14 protein-coding genes are annotated in these 16,825 nt (G+C 61.7%); 10 read left to right on the forward strand and 4 right to left on the reverse strand.

Annotated elements, in window-relative coordinates:
• Positions 1–29: 29 nt before the first annotated feature.
• Positions 30–512, reverse strand: coding sequence for a hypothetical protein (locus N1937_RS30865; RefSeq protein WP_260060286.1), 483 nt, complete (start codon positions 510–512; stop codon positions 30–32).
• A gap of 111 nt (positions 513–623) precedes the next feature.
• On the opposite strand from N1937_RS30865, the gene N1937_RS30870 reads away from it, so the two are divergent.
• The 6 genes from N1937_RS30870 (at position 624) to N1937_RS30895 (ending at position 5,656) form a co-directional block, all read left to right on the forward strand.
• Positions 624–1,013: a RidA family protein gene (locus N1937_RS30870; RefSeq protein WP_260060287.1), complete on the forward strand. Its 390-nt coding sequence runs from the start codon at positions 624–626 to the stop codon at positions 1,011–1,013.
• Positions 1,014–1,034: 21 nt separating this feature from the next.
• Positions 1,035–1,898: a MurR/RpiR family transcriptional regulator gene (locus N1937_RS30875; RefSeq protein WP_017968441.1), complete on the forward strand. Its 864-nt coding sequence runs from the start codon at positions 1,035–1,037 to the stop codon at positions 1,896–1,898.
• A 25-nt stretch (positions 1,899–1,923) separates the two neighbouring features.
• Positions 1,924–2,700, forward strand: coding sequence for an SDR family oxidoreductase (locus N1937_RS30880; RefSeq protein WP_260060288.1), 777 nt, complete (start codon positions 1,924–1,926; stop codon positions 2,698–2,700).
• Between the two features lie 15 nt (positions 2,701–2,715).
• Positions 2,716–3,915, forward strand: a complete 1,200-nt coding sequence (locus tag N1937_RS30885; RefSeq protein ID WP_260060289.1) for an MFS transporter — start codon at positions 2,716–2,718, stop codon at positions 3,913–3,915.
• A gap of 84 nt (positions 3,916–3,999) precedes the next feature.
• Complete coding sequence (locus N1937_RS30890) at positions 4,000–5,202, forward strand: ROK family transcriptional regulator (protein ID WP_260060290.1); 1,203 nt, start codon at positions 4,000–4,002, stop codon at positions 5,200–5,202.
• 196 nt (positions 5,203–5,398) lie between these two features.
• On the forward strand, positions 5,399–5,656 hold the full coding sequence (locus N1937_RS30895; RefSeq protein WP_222280304.1) for a hypothetical protein: 258 nt from the start codon (positions 5,399–5,401) through the stop codon (positions 5,654–5,656).
• A 236-nt stretch (positions 5,657–5,892) separates the two neighbouring features.
• On the opposite strand, the gene N1937_RS30900 is transcribed toward N1937_RS30895, so the two are convergent.
• Positions 5,893–6,807, reverse strand: a complete 915-nt coding sequence (locus tag N1937_RS30900; protein WP_260060291.1) for a DMT family transporter — start codon at positions 6,805–6,807, stop codon at positions 5,893–5,895.
• A gap of 278 nt (positions 6,808–7,085) precedes the next feature.
• On the opposite strand from N1937_RS30900, the gene N1937_RS30905 reads away from it, so the two are divergent.
• Positions 7,086–7,826, forward strand: coding sequence for a helix-turn-helix domain-containing protein (locus N1937_RS30905; protein ID WP_260060425.1), 741 nt, complete (start codon positions 7,086–7,088; stop codon positions 7,824–7,826).
• An 84-nt stretch (positions 7,827–7,910) separates the two neighbouring features.
• On the opposite strand, the gene N1937_RS30910 is transcribed toward N1937_RS30905, so the two are convergent.
• Positions 7,911–8,726 carry an oxidoreductase gene (locus N1937_RS30910; RefSeq protein ID WP_162115086.1) on the reverse strand — a complete coding sequence of 272 codons (816 nt, stop codon included), beginning with the start codon at positions 8,724–8,726 and terminating at the stop codon, positions 7,911–7,913.
• 90 nt (positions 8,727–8,816) lie between these two features.
• On the opposite strand from N1937_RS30910, the gene N1937_RS30915 reads away from it, so the two are divergent.
• Positions 8,817–9,293, forward strand: coding sequence for a winged helix-turn-helix transcriptional regulator (locus N1937_RS30915; protein ID WP_260060292.1), 477 nt, complete (start codon positions 8,817–8,819; stop codon positions 9,291–9,293).
• Between the two features lie 85 nt (positions 9,294–9,378).
• Here N1937_RS30915 and N1937_RS30920 read toward each other — a convergent pair whose 3' ends face one another.
• On the reverse strand, positions 9,379–11,397 hold the full coding sequence (locus tag N1937_RS30920; protein WP_260060293.1) for a beta-N-acetylhexosaminidase: 2,019 nt from the start codon (positions 11,395–11,397) through the stop codon (positions 9,379–9,381).
• A 492-nt stretch (positions 11,398–11,889) separates the two neighbouring features.
• Between N1937_RS30920 and N1937_RS30925 the strand changes: the two genes are divergently transcribed.
• Entirely contained in the window at positions 11,890–13,431 is a 1,542-nt protein-coding gene (locus N1937_RS30925; protein WP_260060294.1) for a DHA2 family efflux MFS transporter permease subunit, read from the forward strand.
• 105 nt (positions 13,432–13,536) lie between these two features.
• A complete protein-coding gene (locus N1937_RS30930) occupies positions 13,537–16,824 on the forward strand; it encodes a GH36-type glycosyl hydrolase domain-containing protein (RefSeq protein ID WP_260060295.1) in 3,288 nt (1,095 codons plus the stop codon).
• Position 16,825: the final 1 nt, after the last annotated feature.

Here is a 16,825-nt window from a genome sequence, read left to right on the forward strand (position 1 = left end):
AAAGTGGCCTTCGTGTTGTCGGCCCCGCGTCAACCCATCGGGTTCGGCAGGTAGCCGGTAAAACCTGAGATTTTCCAGCGTCCCTGGTGAAGCCTGCAATAATAGAGCGTCTGCCATTGCAGGACATCCCGGGTGCCGTCAGGCTTGGAAATGCTGCCGTCGAATTTCTTGCGAACCAGCGCCATGTCGCCTTCGATTTCGATATCCTCAAGCGTCGTCGTGGTGAAGATCGCCGTGCGCGCGTCCTCCGCGAAACTCTGCTCGGCGAAATCCTTTGCCTGCCTCAGCCATTCCTGGCGATAGGCCGACAGCGTCGGAAATGCCAGGCGCCACCTGTCGGGGCTGACCTGCTTCTGGGCATCGATACCGATGAAGCCCTCTTCGACAAAGTCATGCTCCACCTTCGACCAGTCGGCGGCCAGAAACGCATCGATATCGCGCAGAACGAGCATTTCCCAGATGGCATGCCGGGCGCTGTCTGACGTGAAAGGATTCTGGAAAGGATCGCGCATATCAGCCCCGGATTGAAATTCTTTTCATAAACTGCGTTTTTCACTGGTCAAATTCTGCTTTCTATGGTCACTTGTCAACTTATCAAGAAAATAATTTGCAAGGACTTCAGCATGCCGATCAAGCGCTATGGCACTGTTCAAACGGGCGCCGGCGGCAAGGCGCTGCCTTTCGCACGTGCGGTCGAGGCCGACGGATGGCTGTATGTTTCCGGCCAGGTTGCGATGGAAGATGGCGAAATCATCGACGGCAACATCATTGCCCAGACCCACAAGACGATCGCCAATGTCCTTTCGATTCTCGATGAGGCCGGATACGGCGTCGAGGATGTGGTGCGCGTCGGCGTCTGGCTCGACGATTCGCGCAACTTCTGGACCTTCAACAAAATCTATCAGGAGTATTTCGGCGAACATCCGCCGGCACGCGCCTGTGTGCAATCGTCGATGATGGTCGATTGCAAGGTTGAGATCGATTGCGTGGCCTATAAGAAGAAGGACGCATAGCGAGCCATCGGGGGGACGGGTTTGGATATCTTTTCGACGTTGCAGGAAGATAGGGGCCGGCTCTCTCCCTCCGAGAGCCGCATCGCGGAAATCATCGTCAACGACTTCGAGTTTGCCGTGAATGCCTCGATCATCGAGCTCGCTGAACGGGCCGAGGTATCGCCGCCGACCGTCACCCGTTTTTGCCGGCGGCTCGGTTGCGAGAGCTTTTCCGACTTCAAGGTGCAACTCGCCCGCACTGCCCATATCGGCGTGCGTTATCTGAAGCCGGAATCGAAAAGCACCGATCCGGCCGATGTCGCCCAGGATATCATCACCAAGGCCCAGAACGCGCTCTTCCTGCTGCATCGGTCGCTCGATCTTGCCGCGATCGAAGCTGCCGTTTCGCATATCGCCAAGGCCGATATGATCTATGCGTTCGGGTCAGGCGGCAATTCGTCGATGATCGCCGACGAGCTCCAGAACCGCCTCTTCCGTCTCGGGCTTCGCATCACGGCAAGTTCCGACCACAGTATGCAGCTGATGATGGCGGCCGCGGCAAGGCCGGGCGACGTGTTGATCGGTTCGTCCTTCTCCGGGCGCAATACGGAGCTGGTGCGGGCTTTCGAGCTTGCCCGCCACGCGAAGGTGAAGACGATCGCTTTGACACAGACGGCAAGCCCGGTCGCCAAGGCTGCCGAAATCGTCGTGCCGATCGATCTACCCGAAGGCAGCAATATCTATCGCCCGACCTCGACGCGCATCGCCTACATCGCCACGGTCGATATCCTGTCGAGCCTGGTCGCCTATGCCGTTCAGCCGAAGGCGACGACCACGCTTCGGCGCATCAAGCAGCAGCTGGTCATTCACCGCGACGGCGATGACCGGCAATTGCTTGGAGATTGAGGTTCATGAATGGGAGCGACGGAAAATGACGCAGTCGATAGCCATCGTTACCGGCGCTGCAGGTGATATCGGCGCGGCGATCGCCGCACGGCTCGCCGATGACCACGACGTCGTGTTGCTCGCCGATATCGATGCGAAGGCCGCGGCTGCGGTGGCGTCGAAGCTCGGGCCGGGCAACCGCTTCGTCGCCGTCCAATGCGATGTGACCAGCGAGACGAGCATTGCGGCATTGGCAAGACGCGCCGCCGACGTCGGCGTCGTTCGAACCCTGGTCAACAATGCCGGTGCTGCCCGCGCCACCAGCCTGCACGAGACGACGCCCGAGATCTGGCGGGCGGACAATGCGCTTAATCTCGAGGCGGCATTCTTATGTTTCCGCGCGTTCGAGCCGATGCTGACGGTTTCGAAGGGGTCCGTCGTCAACATCGCCTCGGTCAACGGCATGCATGTCTTCGGGCATCCGGCCTATAGCGCCGCCAAGGCCGGCCTTCTGCATTTCACCCGGCTGGTCGCCGTGGAATACGGCAAGTTCGGCATCCGCTCCAACGCGGTTGCACCCGGCACGGTGAAGACGCAGGCCTGGGAAGCGCGCGCGGCAGCCAATCCCAACGTTTTCGAGGAAGCATGCCGCTGGTATCCGCTGCAGCGCGTCGTCGATCCGAAAGATGTCGCCAATGCCGTGGCCTTCCTCGCCGGTCCCCAGGCCGCTTCCATCACCGGCGTCTGCCTGCCTGTCGACTGCGGCCTCACGGCAGGCCAGGCCGAACTCGCGCGGACCTTCTCCCAATCGGAGCACTACTGACCTTCAGATGCCCGCATGAGCCGCCTTTTCCCCGACGTCTTCCGCAATCCGGCGATCCGCGCCAGCATGATCGCCATTTTCACCTTCGGCATGGCGGGGGCGATGACTGCACCCTATCGTTCGGTCGTGGGTATCCGCGAATTGGGCTTGAGCGATGGCCTCTATTCCTTCCTGAGTTTCCTCTCCGCAGCGGTGAACGTCGTCATCAGCATCCTGCTCGGCAATCTCGCCGACCGGTTAGGCGAGTACCGGTCGACGATGATCGGCGCCTGCCTGTTCGGCATCGTCGGCTACGGCATGGTCTATGCCTTTCCCAGCGCGGCCATCTTCGTCATCGCCGGCTTGCTGCCCCTGCCGATCTACGGAGCGCTGAACTCGCTGCTGTTTGCCAATGCGCGCGCGGCGATGCAGGGCATGAGCCGAAGCGACATGGTGACGGCCAACTCCGGCGTGCGCGCCATGATCTCGCTGTCCTGGGTGCTGATCCCCGGAATCACCGGCCTGCTGCTGTCCGGCGCATCGAGCATGCTGCCGGCCTACCTCTTTGCCGGCCTCTCATGTCTGCTCTGTCAGGGCATCATCATCTTCGCCCTGCCGAAGCGGGCGGCGACGGAGATGGCAGCAGTTCATCATCTCACCTATCTCGGCGCGCTTCGCCAGGTGGTTTCGCCGCGGATATCGGCGCATATCTGCGGGGTGGCGCTGATCACCAGCACGCTGCATCTCAACGACGCCCTTCTGCCATTGATCGCCACCGGTGCAGCGCATGGTTCGCTGAGCGACGTCGGCATTCTTGTCGGCATCGTCGCATTGCTGGAGGTTGTCTTCATCATCGTCTGGTCTCGGATCGCCCGGAAGACCGGCCAGATGACGGCGCTTGCCGCCGGCACCATCATCTACGCCGTGTTCCTCAGCCTGCTCGGCTTTGCCTCCGAGCCGTGGCACCTCTATGCCCTCACCATGCTCGCGGGCATCGGTGCGGCGGCGATCATCAGCTTTCCCATCACCTATCTGCAGGATCTCATCGCCGACCGGCCGGGGCTCGGCAGCGCATTGATCTCCGTCAATATCTTTGCCAGCGCCGGGATCGGCGCGCTGGTCTTTGCCGCCGGCACCTATGTGACTGGCTATTCGGGAACCGCGATCCTGAGCGCCGTCACCGGATTGGCGGGCATAACGCTGCTCGGGCTCCTGCAAAAACGCAGCGCCCATTGAGCAAATAAGACGTTGCGAAGAATGGAGCTTTCATCGGTGTTCGTCTTGTGACAAGGGTGATGGGGCATTTCCCTTGAAGGCGACATGAAGGCGATCTCCGGCACGAATCTCGAGCAGGCCAAGTCTCACAACCGGCGTGTGGTGATCGAGGCTGTCCGCACGCACGGTCCCTTGTCGCGCGCGGCGATCGCCCGGATGACGGCGCTGACTGCCCAGACCGTATCGAACATCGTCGAGGAGTTGGAGCGATCGCACCTTCTCGTTCCGTCCGAGGCGCAGAAGCTGGCGCGCGGCCAGCCAATCATCCCTTACACCATCAATCCGCGCGGCGCCTATTCGATAGGCCTCGAACTTGGCCGGCAGCGCGCAAGCGGGGTCTTGACGGATCTCTCCGGCGCCGTTTGCGCTCGCATCGAGCGCCATGTCGAACATCCCGATCCGCAACAGGCCCTTCCGGCTCTCCAGTCCATCGTGGAGGATCTTCAGCAGGCCTTCACGTTCGACCGGAACAGGCTGCTCGGCGTCGGCATGGCCCTGCCCGGCCGCTATGCCGATGGCGGCACCACGTCGCTCAGTCCGCTGAACCTGCCCGGCTGGCAGGGTTTTCCTGTAGGGCATGAGCTGGAACAGCGGGTCAAGGTGCCGGTGCTGGTCGAAAACGACGCGACGGCAGCGGCGATCGGCGAGCGCCTGCATGGCGTCGCCCGCGGTTTCTCCAGCTTCGTCTATCTGTTTCTCGCCGGCGGCGGTGGCATCGGTGCCGGGATATTCCTCGACGGCCACCTCTACAAGGGCAGCCGCAACAATGCCGGCGAGATCGGGCATATCATCGTCGAACCGCATGGCAAGCTCTGCAGTTGCGGCAAGCGCGGCTGTCTGGATCGCTACATCTCACCGACCGTCGCCTACGAATTCATGGGCATTGCCAATGCCGAGGAGCTGTCGCCTGACGATCTCGACGCGCTGATCGCCAAGGGCGGCGGAGGTCTCGATACCTGGCTGGATCAGGCCGTCCAGCCGCTGCGACAGACCGTCGATTTTCTGGAACTGGCCTTCGATCCGCAGACCATCGTGCTCGGCGGCAGCATATCGACATCGCTGATGCTTCGGCTTGCGGAACGGCTGGAGCCGCTGCACGTTCCGATCGACCCCAGCCAGCAGCGCACCATCCCCCGGGTGATGATCGGCATGACCGGCAAAGATACCGCGATCCTCGGCGCCGCCGCCCTGCCGATCTTTTCGGAAACCAATCCGCGCTTCGACGTCCTGCAAAAGCCGCTCGGCTAAAAGGTTGGCCGATAGCTCGACTATTTCCCGCTAACTTACAGCGTCGGTCAACAGTGCGGGAAATTTTGATTTAATGAAAGTATTTCAGAAAAAAAATGATGTAGAGTATCATTGGGGAAGAAGCGATTGTAGTTATTATGAGAAATTTACGCCTTAGTGATAGGTACTCCGTGGAAATCTCGGGCGGGCAATCGGGATGACCATAGGCGATCCCCGTGAAAATAGTTCCGGCGTGGTAAGTTATATTGGCTATGCGGGCAGCGCGTGCCGCGAGCATTTCGTTACGCACATAAAAGTAAGCGGTCAGCGCGCAGATGATTACACAGTCAATTCCCAGCGTGACGCGGATCGCAAAGTTGATTTCGCCGTGCGTCATTCCTTGCCCCAGCCGCCAGAAAACAGTCCATTTATACTCCCACCTTCTCGCGAATTTTTCCTCGCGCAAGTGGAATGAGGCGTTTTCCTTCTACGACATTGAAGGTGGTTAACGGATCGTCGGACCGAAGAGTCTAGAAGACTCCCACACCAGCGTCATCGCCCTCGATACTCCTGCAGCCCTGTGAGCGCTTTGAAGCGTTCCCATGACTTGGCCGACGGCTTCGCCCAGCCGATTTCGCCCTGAGACGCGCGGGAAGACGGCGCGATTCCTCTGAAAGCTCGCGACGCGCTTTAGCACACCTCGTCCGTCCTTCAACCGCCTGCCGGCAGCCTCGCATCTGACTGCGGCGGGCGACGGGCCAGAGGTCGCGCAAAGATGACCACGTTGCCGAGAAGCGTCAGCGCCAGGCCGATCAGGCCCAGACCAGTCCAGTGGTAGCCCTCGAAGACCGTCGACAGGGACAGCGCGACGATCGGGAACAGGACGGTGGCATAGGCCGCGCGTGAGGAGCCGATGCGCGACACCAGCATGAGATAGGTGGTGAAGCCGATCACCGATCCGATTGCCGCGAGATAGAGCAGCGCGACAAGATAGGTGATGTTGGGAGGCGCCACGATCGGCGTTTGCGTCACGGCAATCAGGAAGAGGAGGATGATCGTGCCATAGATCATGCCCCAGGCATTGGCGGCCAGCGGTGAGATTCCGGCCGCGCTGTTGCGACGCGATGCCATGTTGCCCAGCGAGAAGAACAGCGTGCCAAGTGCTGCGAGCCCGATCCCTTTCAACGTGCCGATATCGAAATCGACGACAACGTCCTGTCCGAAAAGGAGGAGGAGCCCGGTTGCTCCGAGCGCCGCTGCGAGAAGCGTGCGGCCTGTAATGCGGTCGCCGAAGAACAGGCGCGCATTGACGGCATTATAGATCGTTGCGAGCGAGAAGATCACGGAGATCAGCCCGGACGGAATAGAGGCGGCGGCGTTGTAGAAACAGATGAAATTAAGGCTGAACAGGCAGAGCGCTTGCGCAAGGATGAAAGGTTGATCGCGCAAGGCAGGGAGCTTGAGCCGCCGCATGACAGCCAGGATGGCGACGAGGATCACTGCTGCGACCGCAAATCTGTAGAAGACCGAGACCAGGACCGGCACGGGACCGACCTGCATCGCAATGGCGATCCAAGTCGTCCCCCATATGAGGACGGTGGCGATGAAGAGAGCGGCATTTGCCATGGCGTGATCCTCGTTTTCCCGACCGATAGGCGAACCGTGGACAGGTCTCTTGCAGATTCTTGCTATGAAATTGATTTGCCCGGACTTCCCTGCTCGCCATGCGGACCACCCACCAGTATTGTTCGCAAGGCTTGGCCAGGTGTGGGGAAGAATTGGTGAAGGATAGCCGCCTTTCGGTTTTCAGATTTTTGTCGGCATCTCCCTCTGCGCGGATGTCGCAATCCATCGATTTGGGGTTCGGGCGATCTGCGGCCCTCTGGAGCAATGGCAGCGACAGGATGAGCTATGAGCGCCCGGACGGACATACGTTCAGCCTTTATCTCAACGGTGGCGCCGGAACCCGCCGCCTGGATGGCAGCCCCACCGCTCAAGGCCGGCCCGGCGCCTTGTGTGTCATGCCGCAGGGGCACTCGTCCGAATGGGAAATCACCGATCCGTTCGAATTCGTCCATCTCTACGTTCCCGACGACCAGATGCGCCGGATGTTTGCCGAGACGTTCGACCGCGATTCCAGGCTTATGGCTGTTGCCGAAGCGACTTTCGCCGACGCACCCGTCTTGGCGCATATGCTTCGGCAGCTGACCGAAGCGATGTTAGCGGGTGATCATCTGCTGGCTGAAGAAGCCATGACGCAGACGATCGACGATTTCTTCGTGGATCCGCGTTATGGAGGAATGCGTCCCTGTGCGATCAGCGGGGGGCTCGCTCCTCACGTGCGGCGCCGGATCCTGGAGTATATCGAGGCCAATCTCGGTGAGACAATCCGCTTGCAGGATCTGGCGGCGATCGGGCAGCTCAGCGCCTTTCATTTTCAGCGGATGTTCCGGGCCAGCTACGGTGTGTCCCCACATGGCTGGGTGGCTCACCGGCGTATCGAGCGCGCCAAATCGATGTTATCCGGCAGGGACCCGATCGCGCAGATCGCTTCAGCCTGCGGCTTCAGCAGCCAGAGCCACATGACACGGGCATTTAAATTAGGCACAGGCGTCACACCCTCCGCCTACCGGCAACGGCAGTGAAGCGCCTTCGCTCGGCACGTGTTTGTTGGCTGTGGGCGGGCGGGACGGCAGCCTTGATCCCTCGCCGATAACACCGGCGCTGGCTCAACCGGGAAGCTTGTTGAATTTCCGGAGGCTCTTGTCGACGAAGGACTCGGGCAGGAAGCGGCGGATGAAACGGATCTGCCCTGCTGCTTTCCCAGCTGTGTAACGTCTCTTGGGCGAGGCCGCATTGGCAGCCCGGATGACGGTTGCGGCGACCACCTCGGGCGCATCGCCCGTTGAGATGATCTCGCGCATCAGCTTCTCCGCGTCGGCGCGCGCCGCATCATAGACGGCAAGCGGCCGGTCCGGCCGCGTGATGTTCTCCTCGAAGGAGGTGCGGGTGATGCCCGGTTCGACGAGCACGACACGGATGCCCTGCGTGCGCACCTCATGATCGAGGGATTCCGAATAGCCTTCGATCGCGTGCTTGGTCGCCGCGTAAAGCGCGTTGAAGGGCGCCGGGATCAGCCCAAGGATCGAGCTCAGGTTGATGATCCGGCCGCTGCGCTGCCGCCGCATCACTGGCAGCACCGCATTGGTCATTCGCATCGTGCCGAAGACGTTGACGTCGAACACGGCTTTAGCCTGCGCCGTGGTCGATTCCTCGGCGCCGCCGAGCAGGCCGATCCCGGCATTGTTGACGAGAAGATCGATCCGTCCCGTGCGTTTCAGAACCTCGTCGACGACGCCCTGCACCGATTGATCGTCGATGACGTCGCAGATCAGCATGGTGATGCCGTCGGCGGTGTCGGCCATTGGCTTTCGGCTGGTGCCGAACACCTGGTAACCGTCGCGTAGCAAGGCCTTCGCCGTTACCAGCCCGATGCCGGAAGAGGCCCCTGTGACCAGGGCGATGCCGCGTTCTCTTTTGCTCATCAACGTCTGCCTTCGTTTTTGTCGTGGAATATCCATGCGCATTCTGTTACTATTAAATTGATAGCAAGTCACTACTAAAAAGATATCGACATGAAGAATCTTTCGAACCAGCCCTGCCTGATCGCCCGTAGCCTGGCACTCGTCGGCGATGCGTGGAGCATGTTGATCATGCGCGACGCCCATGCGGGGCTGACCCGCTTCGATGAATTTCGCAAAAGCCTCGGAATCGTCCCGACAATGCTGACGGGGCGGCTGTCATCGCTGACCGAGGAAGGATTGCTGGAAAAGCGTCGCTATTCCGAGCGTCCGCCGCGCGATGAATATGTGCTGACGGAAGCCGGCCGCGACTTTCTGCCGGTGCTGTTTGCAATCGGCGCCTGGGGCCGCAAGCATCGCAGCGGCGGTGCAGTCACCCGTTTCTTCGACGCTGAGACCGGTACGGAGATCGAACCCCTCACAATCGACCGCGCGACCGGCGCGGAAATTGGAACCCGTCCTATTCGTATCGCCGCACCCGAATGTGCGCTGCCCGCGGCAGATGAAGCGGCACCTGACAACGCCCTTTGAAAGCGATGTCAGCATCCCCCGCCATCACCGCCTCCGGCGATGGCAAGGGGATCCTCGAATCAAAACCCGCGGCCCCAACCGAGCACTATGACTGCTGTAGCCCGTAGAGCAGCGGCATCAGTCCTGCGAGCGCCCTGAAACGCTCCCACGACTTGGACGAAGGCTTCGTCCAGCCCGTTTCGGCAAGCGCGGAAAGGCGCGGAAAGACGAGGCGGTCGAAAACGGCCCGATCGGTCATAGGCTCGGACCAGATGCAGGCCTGGATGCCGAGGAGTTTCTGTTTCTGAGCTGCCGTCCAGCCGCCGATGGGATCGAAATTGTAGAGCTTCTCCGCGTCCGAAGTCCCCGCCCAGCTGGCGCCGGGCTCGTCCCAGTCGGGCCTGAGCGCCATATCGAGGTAGTAGACTTGTCCGGGGCAGACGACCATGTCGTAGCCGCGCTCGGCAAGTTCGGCCGAGACCTCGACATTGCGCCAGCTGCAGAGATAGCTCTTCGATTTATCGATGACATCGCCATGGGCCGCCTCTTCCCAGCCGCCGGTGATGCAGCCCTTGCTGGCAAGGAAGCGCTGGACGCGGCTCAGGAACTCCGCCTGCAGGATGGCGGCGCCCGAGCCGTGGATGTCGTCGGCGCCATGGGTATTGGTCACGACGTTCAGCCGCTTGGCATGCGCATCGGCAACCTCGGTTCCCGCCACCCTACGCAGGCGCTCGAGCGCTTCCGGCGAACCGGACCATGCGCCGAGCGGAACTTCATCGGCGCCGAGATGGATGGTCTTGAACGGAAAGAGCTCGATGAGTTCTAAGAGGATCGTCTCGACAATCTCATAGGTCTTCTCGCGGACCGGATTGATGCAATTGTCGGGGAAGCCCTGAACCGAATAATAGCTGCCGACTTCGGCCGGATCGCGCAGCTCCGGGATCGCCTGCAGCATGGCGTAGCAATGGCCTGGCATATCGATCTCCGGCACGATCTCCACGCCGAGGCTCTTGGCATGCGCGACGATCTCGCGGATGGCAGCCTTGGTGTAATAACCGCCGGTGCGGGCCGGGCTCGAACCGAGCAGCGGCGGAACGGCAAGACCGTGACCGCGCCAGGCGCCGACCGCGGTCAAATCAGGATAGGCGTCGATCTCGACGCGCCATGCTTCGTCGTCGGAAAGGTGCCAGTGGAAGCGGTTGAGCTTGTTCCAGGCCAGCACCGCCAGCAGCTTCTTGACCTCGGCCGCGCTATAGAACTGGCGGGCGACGTCGAGATGCAGGCCGCGCCAACCCATCGACGGCTCATCGACGATCTCGCCGGAAGCCGGAAACTGGAAGACCTCGGGATGCAGCCTTGCACCGCGCCAGATCTGGCCGAGTGTGACGAGGCCATAGAGGAAGCCGGTCTGGCTGCTGGCCGCGATCGTGATCTCACCCTCGAAACTCAGCCGATAGGCCTCCGACCCGAGCCCGGCGGCATCCTTCAGGGTGACTGGAACCGCGCCTTCCGCCTCGCTCCGGACGATGCCTTCGACGGCGAAGAGATGCTCGACCAGCGTTGCGAAACTTCTTGATGCCGCCTCCCCCTCAGCGCTCTGCGCTTGCGGCGCAAAACCGGCCGGCAGCGGACGTCGGGAAGTGACGGACACATGGTTCGGCCAGGGGATGATCGACACTTGAACAGGCGCATTGACGGGAACCGGATAGATCTCGGCGCCACGCTTCAATGGCGCGTTGCTGACCGAAGATCGCGTCGGCTCTATGGTGAGCACGATCGTGCTGCCGTCGGAAAGCGCGAGATAGCCGCTGGTTGCGCCGTCCGTCCAGTGACGAAACTGCCAACTCAACGCATAGACCGCGATCGTCCACGTCTCGCCCGCGCCGAGAACGAAATTGGCAGGTGGCTGGAACTCGGTGAAATTCGACAGCCGCTGCGAAACTGTGGCGCCGTCGACGCGCCCGGCCGGATCGACACGACCCGGGCCACTGACGCACAGCGAGAAATTCGAAAGCGACTCGGTGCCGAGGTTCTTGAGGCGCAGGACGTAGGAAAACTCCTTGCCGTCCGCAGGCGGGTTCCAAAGGGTTTCAAGCCGCAGGGCTTTTGGTCGCGGTATGGACATGGTCGCTCATTCCTCTTGGAGATCGGATCACGAGTATCCCGGCGTAATAACCGGGAGCGCAATTTTGGGTAAGCATGGCGCAAACCGCCTTTTGGTCGAAGGCCGCCCGCGATTCCATCATTTTTGAAGTCAATCAAATTGATTTAAGAGTGATAGTCAGTTTCCCGCCGGCAGGTCAATTGCCGATTGGAAATTTCTGTAGCGCCCTCCGGATCGGCTCTCGGCAGACATTAGCTAGGCACGCTCTTCCGGACCAAGTCCTTTGATCACGATCGAGCCTGGCCTTCTCGGTCAGGCTCGATCGCGTTCAACTCACTCCTGCAAATTTGTGCCGGCGGGTCTCTATCGCTTCCATCCTCATCCGAACTATGGTGTCGCAATCGGCGAAATCGCGGTTCACGTCCGAGCCATGCTGTCCGTCGTCTCGATCGCAACCACGATCGGCCTTAGTCTTCGCAGCCGAGGCGGAGAACGCAGCGCGCGGGATATCGCATGTCGGAACGACTTGAATCTGCCCGCCCTGATGAAACGCCCGCCATCGTCTGGCTCGGCTTCATGGCGATGTGCGTCGGCATGTTCATGGCGATCCTCGACGTCCAGGTGGTGGCGACATCGCTGCCGACCATCCAGTCGGCGCTCGATATCGATCCGGATCAGACGAGCTGGATACAAACGGCCTATCTCATCGCCGAAGTGGTGGCGATTCCGCTCACCGGCCTCTTGACGCGACTTCTGACGATGCGATGGCTGTTCGTTACCGCCACCAGCCTGTTCGTCGCAGCCTCCGCCGGCTGTGCGGCGAGCGGCAGCTTCGGCGAGTTGGTGGCCTGGCGGGTGCTGCAAGGTTTTTCCGGCGGGACCCTGATCCCATCGGTGTTTTCAGCCGTGTTCATCCTGTTCCCGAACGAGCGGCAGGCGCTTGCGACGACGATCGCCGGCGTGCTGGCGGTGCTGGCCCCGACCGTCGGACCGATCGTCGGCGGGTGGTTGACGCAGACCTATTCCTGGCACTGGCTGTTTCTGATCAACGTCATCCCGGGCATCGTCTCGGCAATCATCGCTGCGCGGTTCCTGCCGCGGCGGGCGCCCGATCCGTCCGAACTCAAGCATCTTGACGGGCTGTCGCTTCTGCTGATGGCAACTGCGCTGACGAGCCTGGAACTCAGCCTGAAAGAGGCGCCGACGAGCGGCTGGATCTCGGCCTATGTGCTCAGCCTGCTAACGGTTTGCCTTGCATCGGGAGGCGTCTTCGTCTGGCGAACGCTTCGCCGCCGCCGGCCCGTCGTCGATCTCGGCAATTTCGGCGACCGGAACTTTCTCGTCGGCTCGGTTCTGAGCTTTGTCCTTGGCATCGGCCTCTTCGGCTCGGTCTATCTCATGCCGGTCTTTCTCGCTTTCATCAGGGGACACGACGCCCTCGAAATCGGCATGACGATGCTGGTCACCGGCATCGCGCAGCTGGTCACCGCGCCGATCGCGGTCGCGCTGGAAAAGCGCTTGGATGCTCGCCTGCTGTCGGCCGTCGGTTTCGCGCTCTTTGCGATCGGTGTCGGAATGAGCGCCTTTCAGGATCCTCGTACGGATTATGACGCGATGTTCTGGCCGCAGGTCGTGCGCGGCGTCGCCATCATGTTCTGCCTGTTGCCGCCGACGCGGCTGGCGCTCGGCACACTTCCGCCAGAGCGCATTCCCGATGCGAGCGGGCTTTTCAACCTGATGCGCAATCTCGGCGGGGCGATCGGCATCGCCCTCATCGATACCATCATCTACACGCGCTCGGAACCGCTTGGACAAACCCTCTGGACCCGCCTTCAAGCCGGCGACATCGAGGCTGCGACATTCGTCGGCGCCCCTCTTCAAACCATATCGGGGCATAGTGGCGGCTTCGATGCGGATACCACGGCGATGCTCGATCCGCTGGTCCAGACCGCGGCCAGCGTCCAGGCGATCAACGAAGCCTGGATGATCGTCGCCGCCCTGACCGGCTGCGCCCTGCTCTCAGTGCCCTTCGCCAGGCGGCCGGCGTCAACGTGAAAGCCATGGTGACAAGTTGCCGATCTTCCGGTCGCCGGTAAGATTTCTCTCAATCATTTTGCGTCATCCTCCAGTTCCCCTCTGAAGCCAATCGACGAGATCTTAATGGCCCCGGTCCTCAAGCGCAGTTTTCAAATGCCACGACGCGAAGAGCTTGGCCTCTTCACCATCAGCAACGGGTCCGGCCTGTCGATAGCGGCCCTGCCGAACGGCACGCTGTTTGCCATCGAATATGCCGACGACAAGGGATCGGTGCAGATCAACCAGATCCAGGGCTCGCCGCTCACCGGCGGCGTCAGTCGCCTTTATCTGCGCATCGGCGGTGCGGCACCTGATGTCGTCGAGATCGTCGGGCCTCGTGCCGATGGCAGCTTCGGGCACGATGCGACGAGCTTCTCCTGGAGCGGCAAGAGAGGCGATATCGGCTACACCGTCCGCCTCGAGCTTCATCCTTCCGAAACGGCTTGGTTCTGGCGTGCCTCCATCCGGCATCTGAAGGATGGAACGCTGCCGGTCGATCTGGTGCTGGTCCAGGACGTCGGTCTCGGCGATCGCGGCTTCCTGATGAACAGCGAAGCCTATGCCTCGCAATATGTCGACCACCATATCGCCGATCACGGGACATTCGGCCCTGTCGTGATGCACCGTCAAAATCTGAAGCAGTCGGGCGCCCGCAACCTCTGGCTCGTGCAGGGCTGTCTCGACGGGGCGGCGGCCTATGCCACGGACGCGATCCAACTGGTGCAGGCGAGCGACCGCCTCGACGACCTGCTGGTCGGCGCTTTCGGCACCAGCCTGCCGAGCAAACGGCGCCAGCAGGAGATGGCATGTCCCGCCATCCAGTCGAGACCGATCTCCGTCCTGGCAAGCGGCGCGACCGCGACTTTCTTTGCCGTCTTCGCAGCCGATCATCCCGAAGCGTCGAGCGATGCCGACCTTTCGCGGCTCGACGGGCTGGCAACGATAAAAGGTGCGGCAGCCGACATAGCAGAGGCGGCGCCGGTCCGCAGCCTGCTCCAGGATGCCGCCCTGCTGAAGGCCGAGGCGCTGGAAAAGAAGGCGATTGGCAAGCTCTATCCGGAGCGGAGCCTGGAAGAGCGCGTCGACGGAAAGCTTCTTTCGTTTTTCGTGCCGGACGGCGTTTTGAACCGCCACGTGGTCCTGCGCGACAAGGAGCTCCTGGTGGCGCGCCGCCACGGCGCGATCGTCAGAAGCGGCGGGAACATGCTGCTTGACGATGCGACGCTTGCCGCGACCTGCTGGATGCAGGGCGTTTTCGCGGCCCAGCTGACGATCGGCAATACGTCTTTTCACAAGCTCTTTTCCGTCTCCCGTGACCCCTACAATCTGACGCGCGCCAGCGGGCTGCGCATCATGGCGGATGTCGGCGCCGGCTGGCAGCTTCTGGCGGTGCCGTCGGCTTTCGAAATGGGGCTCAGCGATTGCCGCTGGATCTATCATTGCGCGGGACGCACGATCATCGTGTCGGCGGTCGCCTCCGGTGAGGATGCAGCGATGCAGTGGACCGTCTCCGTCGAGGGCAAGCCGTGCCGCTTTCTGGTGTTCGGTCACGTCGTCCTCGGCGAGCGCGAATATGACGCGGGCGGGCAGATCGAATTCCATCCGTCGGGCAAACGCATGCTTTTCCGGCCGGACCCGGCCTGGCTCTGGGGCGAGCGCTATCCCGATGCCGGCTATTGGCTGGTGAGTTCGACGCCCGATGCCATCGATGAGATCGGCGGCGACGAACTGCTCTACAGTGATGGGATAACACGCAACGGCCCCTTCGTCGCGCTTAGATCCCGCCCGACGCAGGTGCTCTCTTTCGCTGTCGTCGGCTCGATGACCGATGCGGCGGAGGCCGAGCGACTGGCGCAGCGTTATGAGGCCGGCGTCACCGATGAAGCCATGCTTGCCCCGGCATCGAAATTCTGGCGGAACGCCGTGCGCGGTCTGACGATCGGCAGCACCTCGCCCGACCTTGCCGCGCAGACGACCTTGCTGCCGTGGCTGGCGCATGACGCGATCGTGCATCTGAGCGTGCCGCACGGCCTCGAGCAATATACCGGCGCTGCCTGGGGCACACGCGACGCCTGCCAGGGGCCCATCGAATTCCTGCTCGCCTATGAGCATGATCGCGAAGCCAAGGAGGTGCTGAAGACCGTCTTCAGCGAACAATACCTGGAGAAAGGCGATTGGCCGCAATGGTTCATGCTGGAGCCCTACGTCAACATCCGGGCGGGCGATAGTCACGGCGATATCGTCGTCTGGCCGCTGAAGGCGCTCTGCGACTATATCGAAGCGACCGGCGATCTCGCCATCCTCGACGAGAAGGTCTCCTGGCGCGACGAAAAGACGATGGCCAGGGCGCCGGGGCTCGACACCATCGCGATCCATGTCGAGAAGCTGCTCGAGACCGTTCGCGAAGCTTTCATCCCGGGAACGCATCTGATCCGCTACGGCGAGGGAGACTGGAACGATTCTCTGCAGCCGGCCGATCCGCATCTGCGCGACTGGATGGTCAGCAGTTGGACCGTTGCCCTGCTCTACGAGCAGATCGTCCGTTATTCCACGATCCTGCGTCGCCTCGGTCATGGCAACAAGGCCAAGCGCTTGAGGAAGATCGCAACGGCGATGCGCCGGGATTTCAACCGCCATCTCGTGCGTGGCGGCGTCGTTGCCGGCTACGGTATCTTCGATCCCGGCCATGACGGCGTCGAATTGCTGCTGCACCCGAGCGACCAGCGCACCGGCCTGCATTTTTCGCTGATCTCGATGACGCAGGCGATGCTTGGCGGGCTGTTCACGCCGGCGCAGAGACGCGATCATATGAAGCTGATTAGAGAGCATCTGCTCTTCCCCGACGGCGTGCGGCTGATGGAGAAGCCCGCGACCTATGCCGGCGGGCCTGAGACGCTGTTTCGCCGCGCCGAATCCTCCTCCTTCTTCGGCCGCGAGATCGGGCTGATGTATGTGCACGCGCATCTACGTTATTGCGAGACGTTGGCGCTCCAAGCCGAGGCGGAAGAGCTCTGGAAGGCGATCGCCGTCGTCAATCCGATTTCAGTCACATCAGCGCTGCCGCATGCATCGCTGCGCCAGCGCAATACCTATTTCAGCAGCAGCGATGCGGCTTTTCATGACCGTTATCAGGCGGCGGCCGAATGGGAGCACGTCAAGGCGGGAGAGATCGCCGTCGACGGCGGATGGCGCATCTATTCAAGCGGCCCGGGGCTCTATACCAGAAGCTTCGTCGAAAATATCCTGGGCTTCAAAAGGCGCTTCGGCCGGCGCAAACACAAACCGCTTCTGCCCGCAATCCATGCCTCGGCCGATCTGCACACCGACCACGCCGCCTGGCGGCGGCTGATGAAGCCGAAACCCAAGGCGTAAC

The organism is Rhizobium sp. WSM4643 (genome assembly GCF_025152745.1).
In the GTDB taxonomy this organism is placed as follows: Bacteria; Pseudomonadota; Alphaproteobacteria; order Rhizobiales; family Rhizobiaceae; genus Rhizobium; species Rhizobium leguminosarum_I.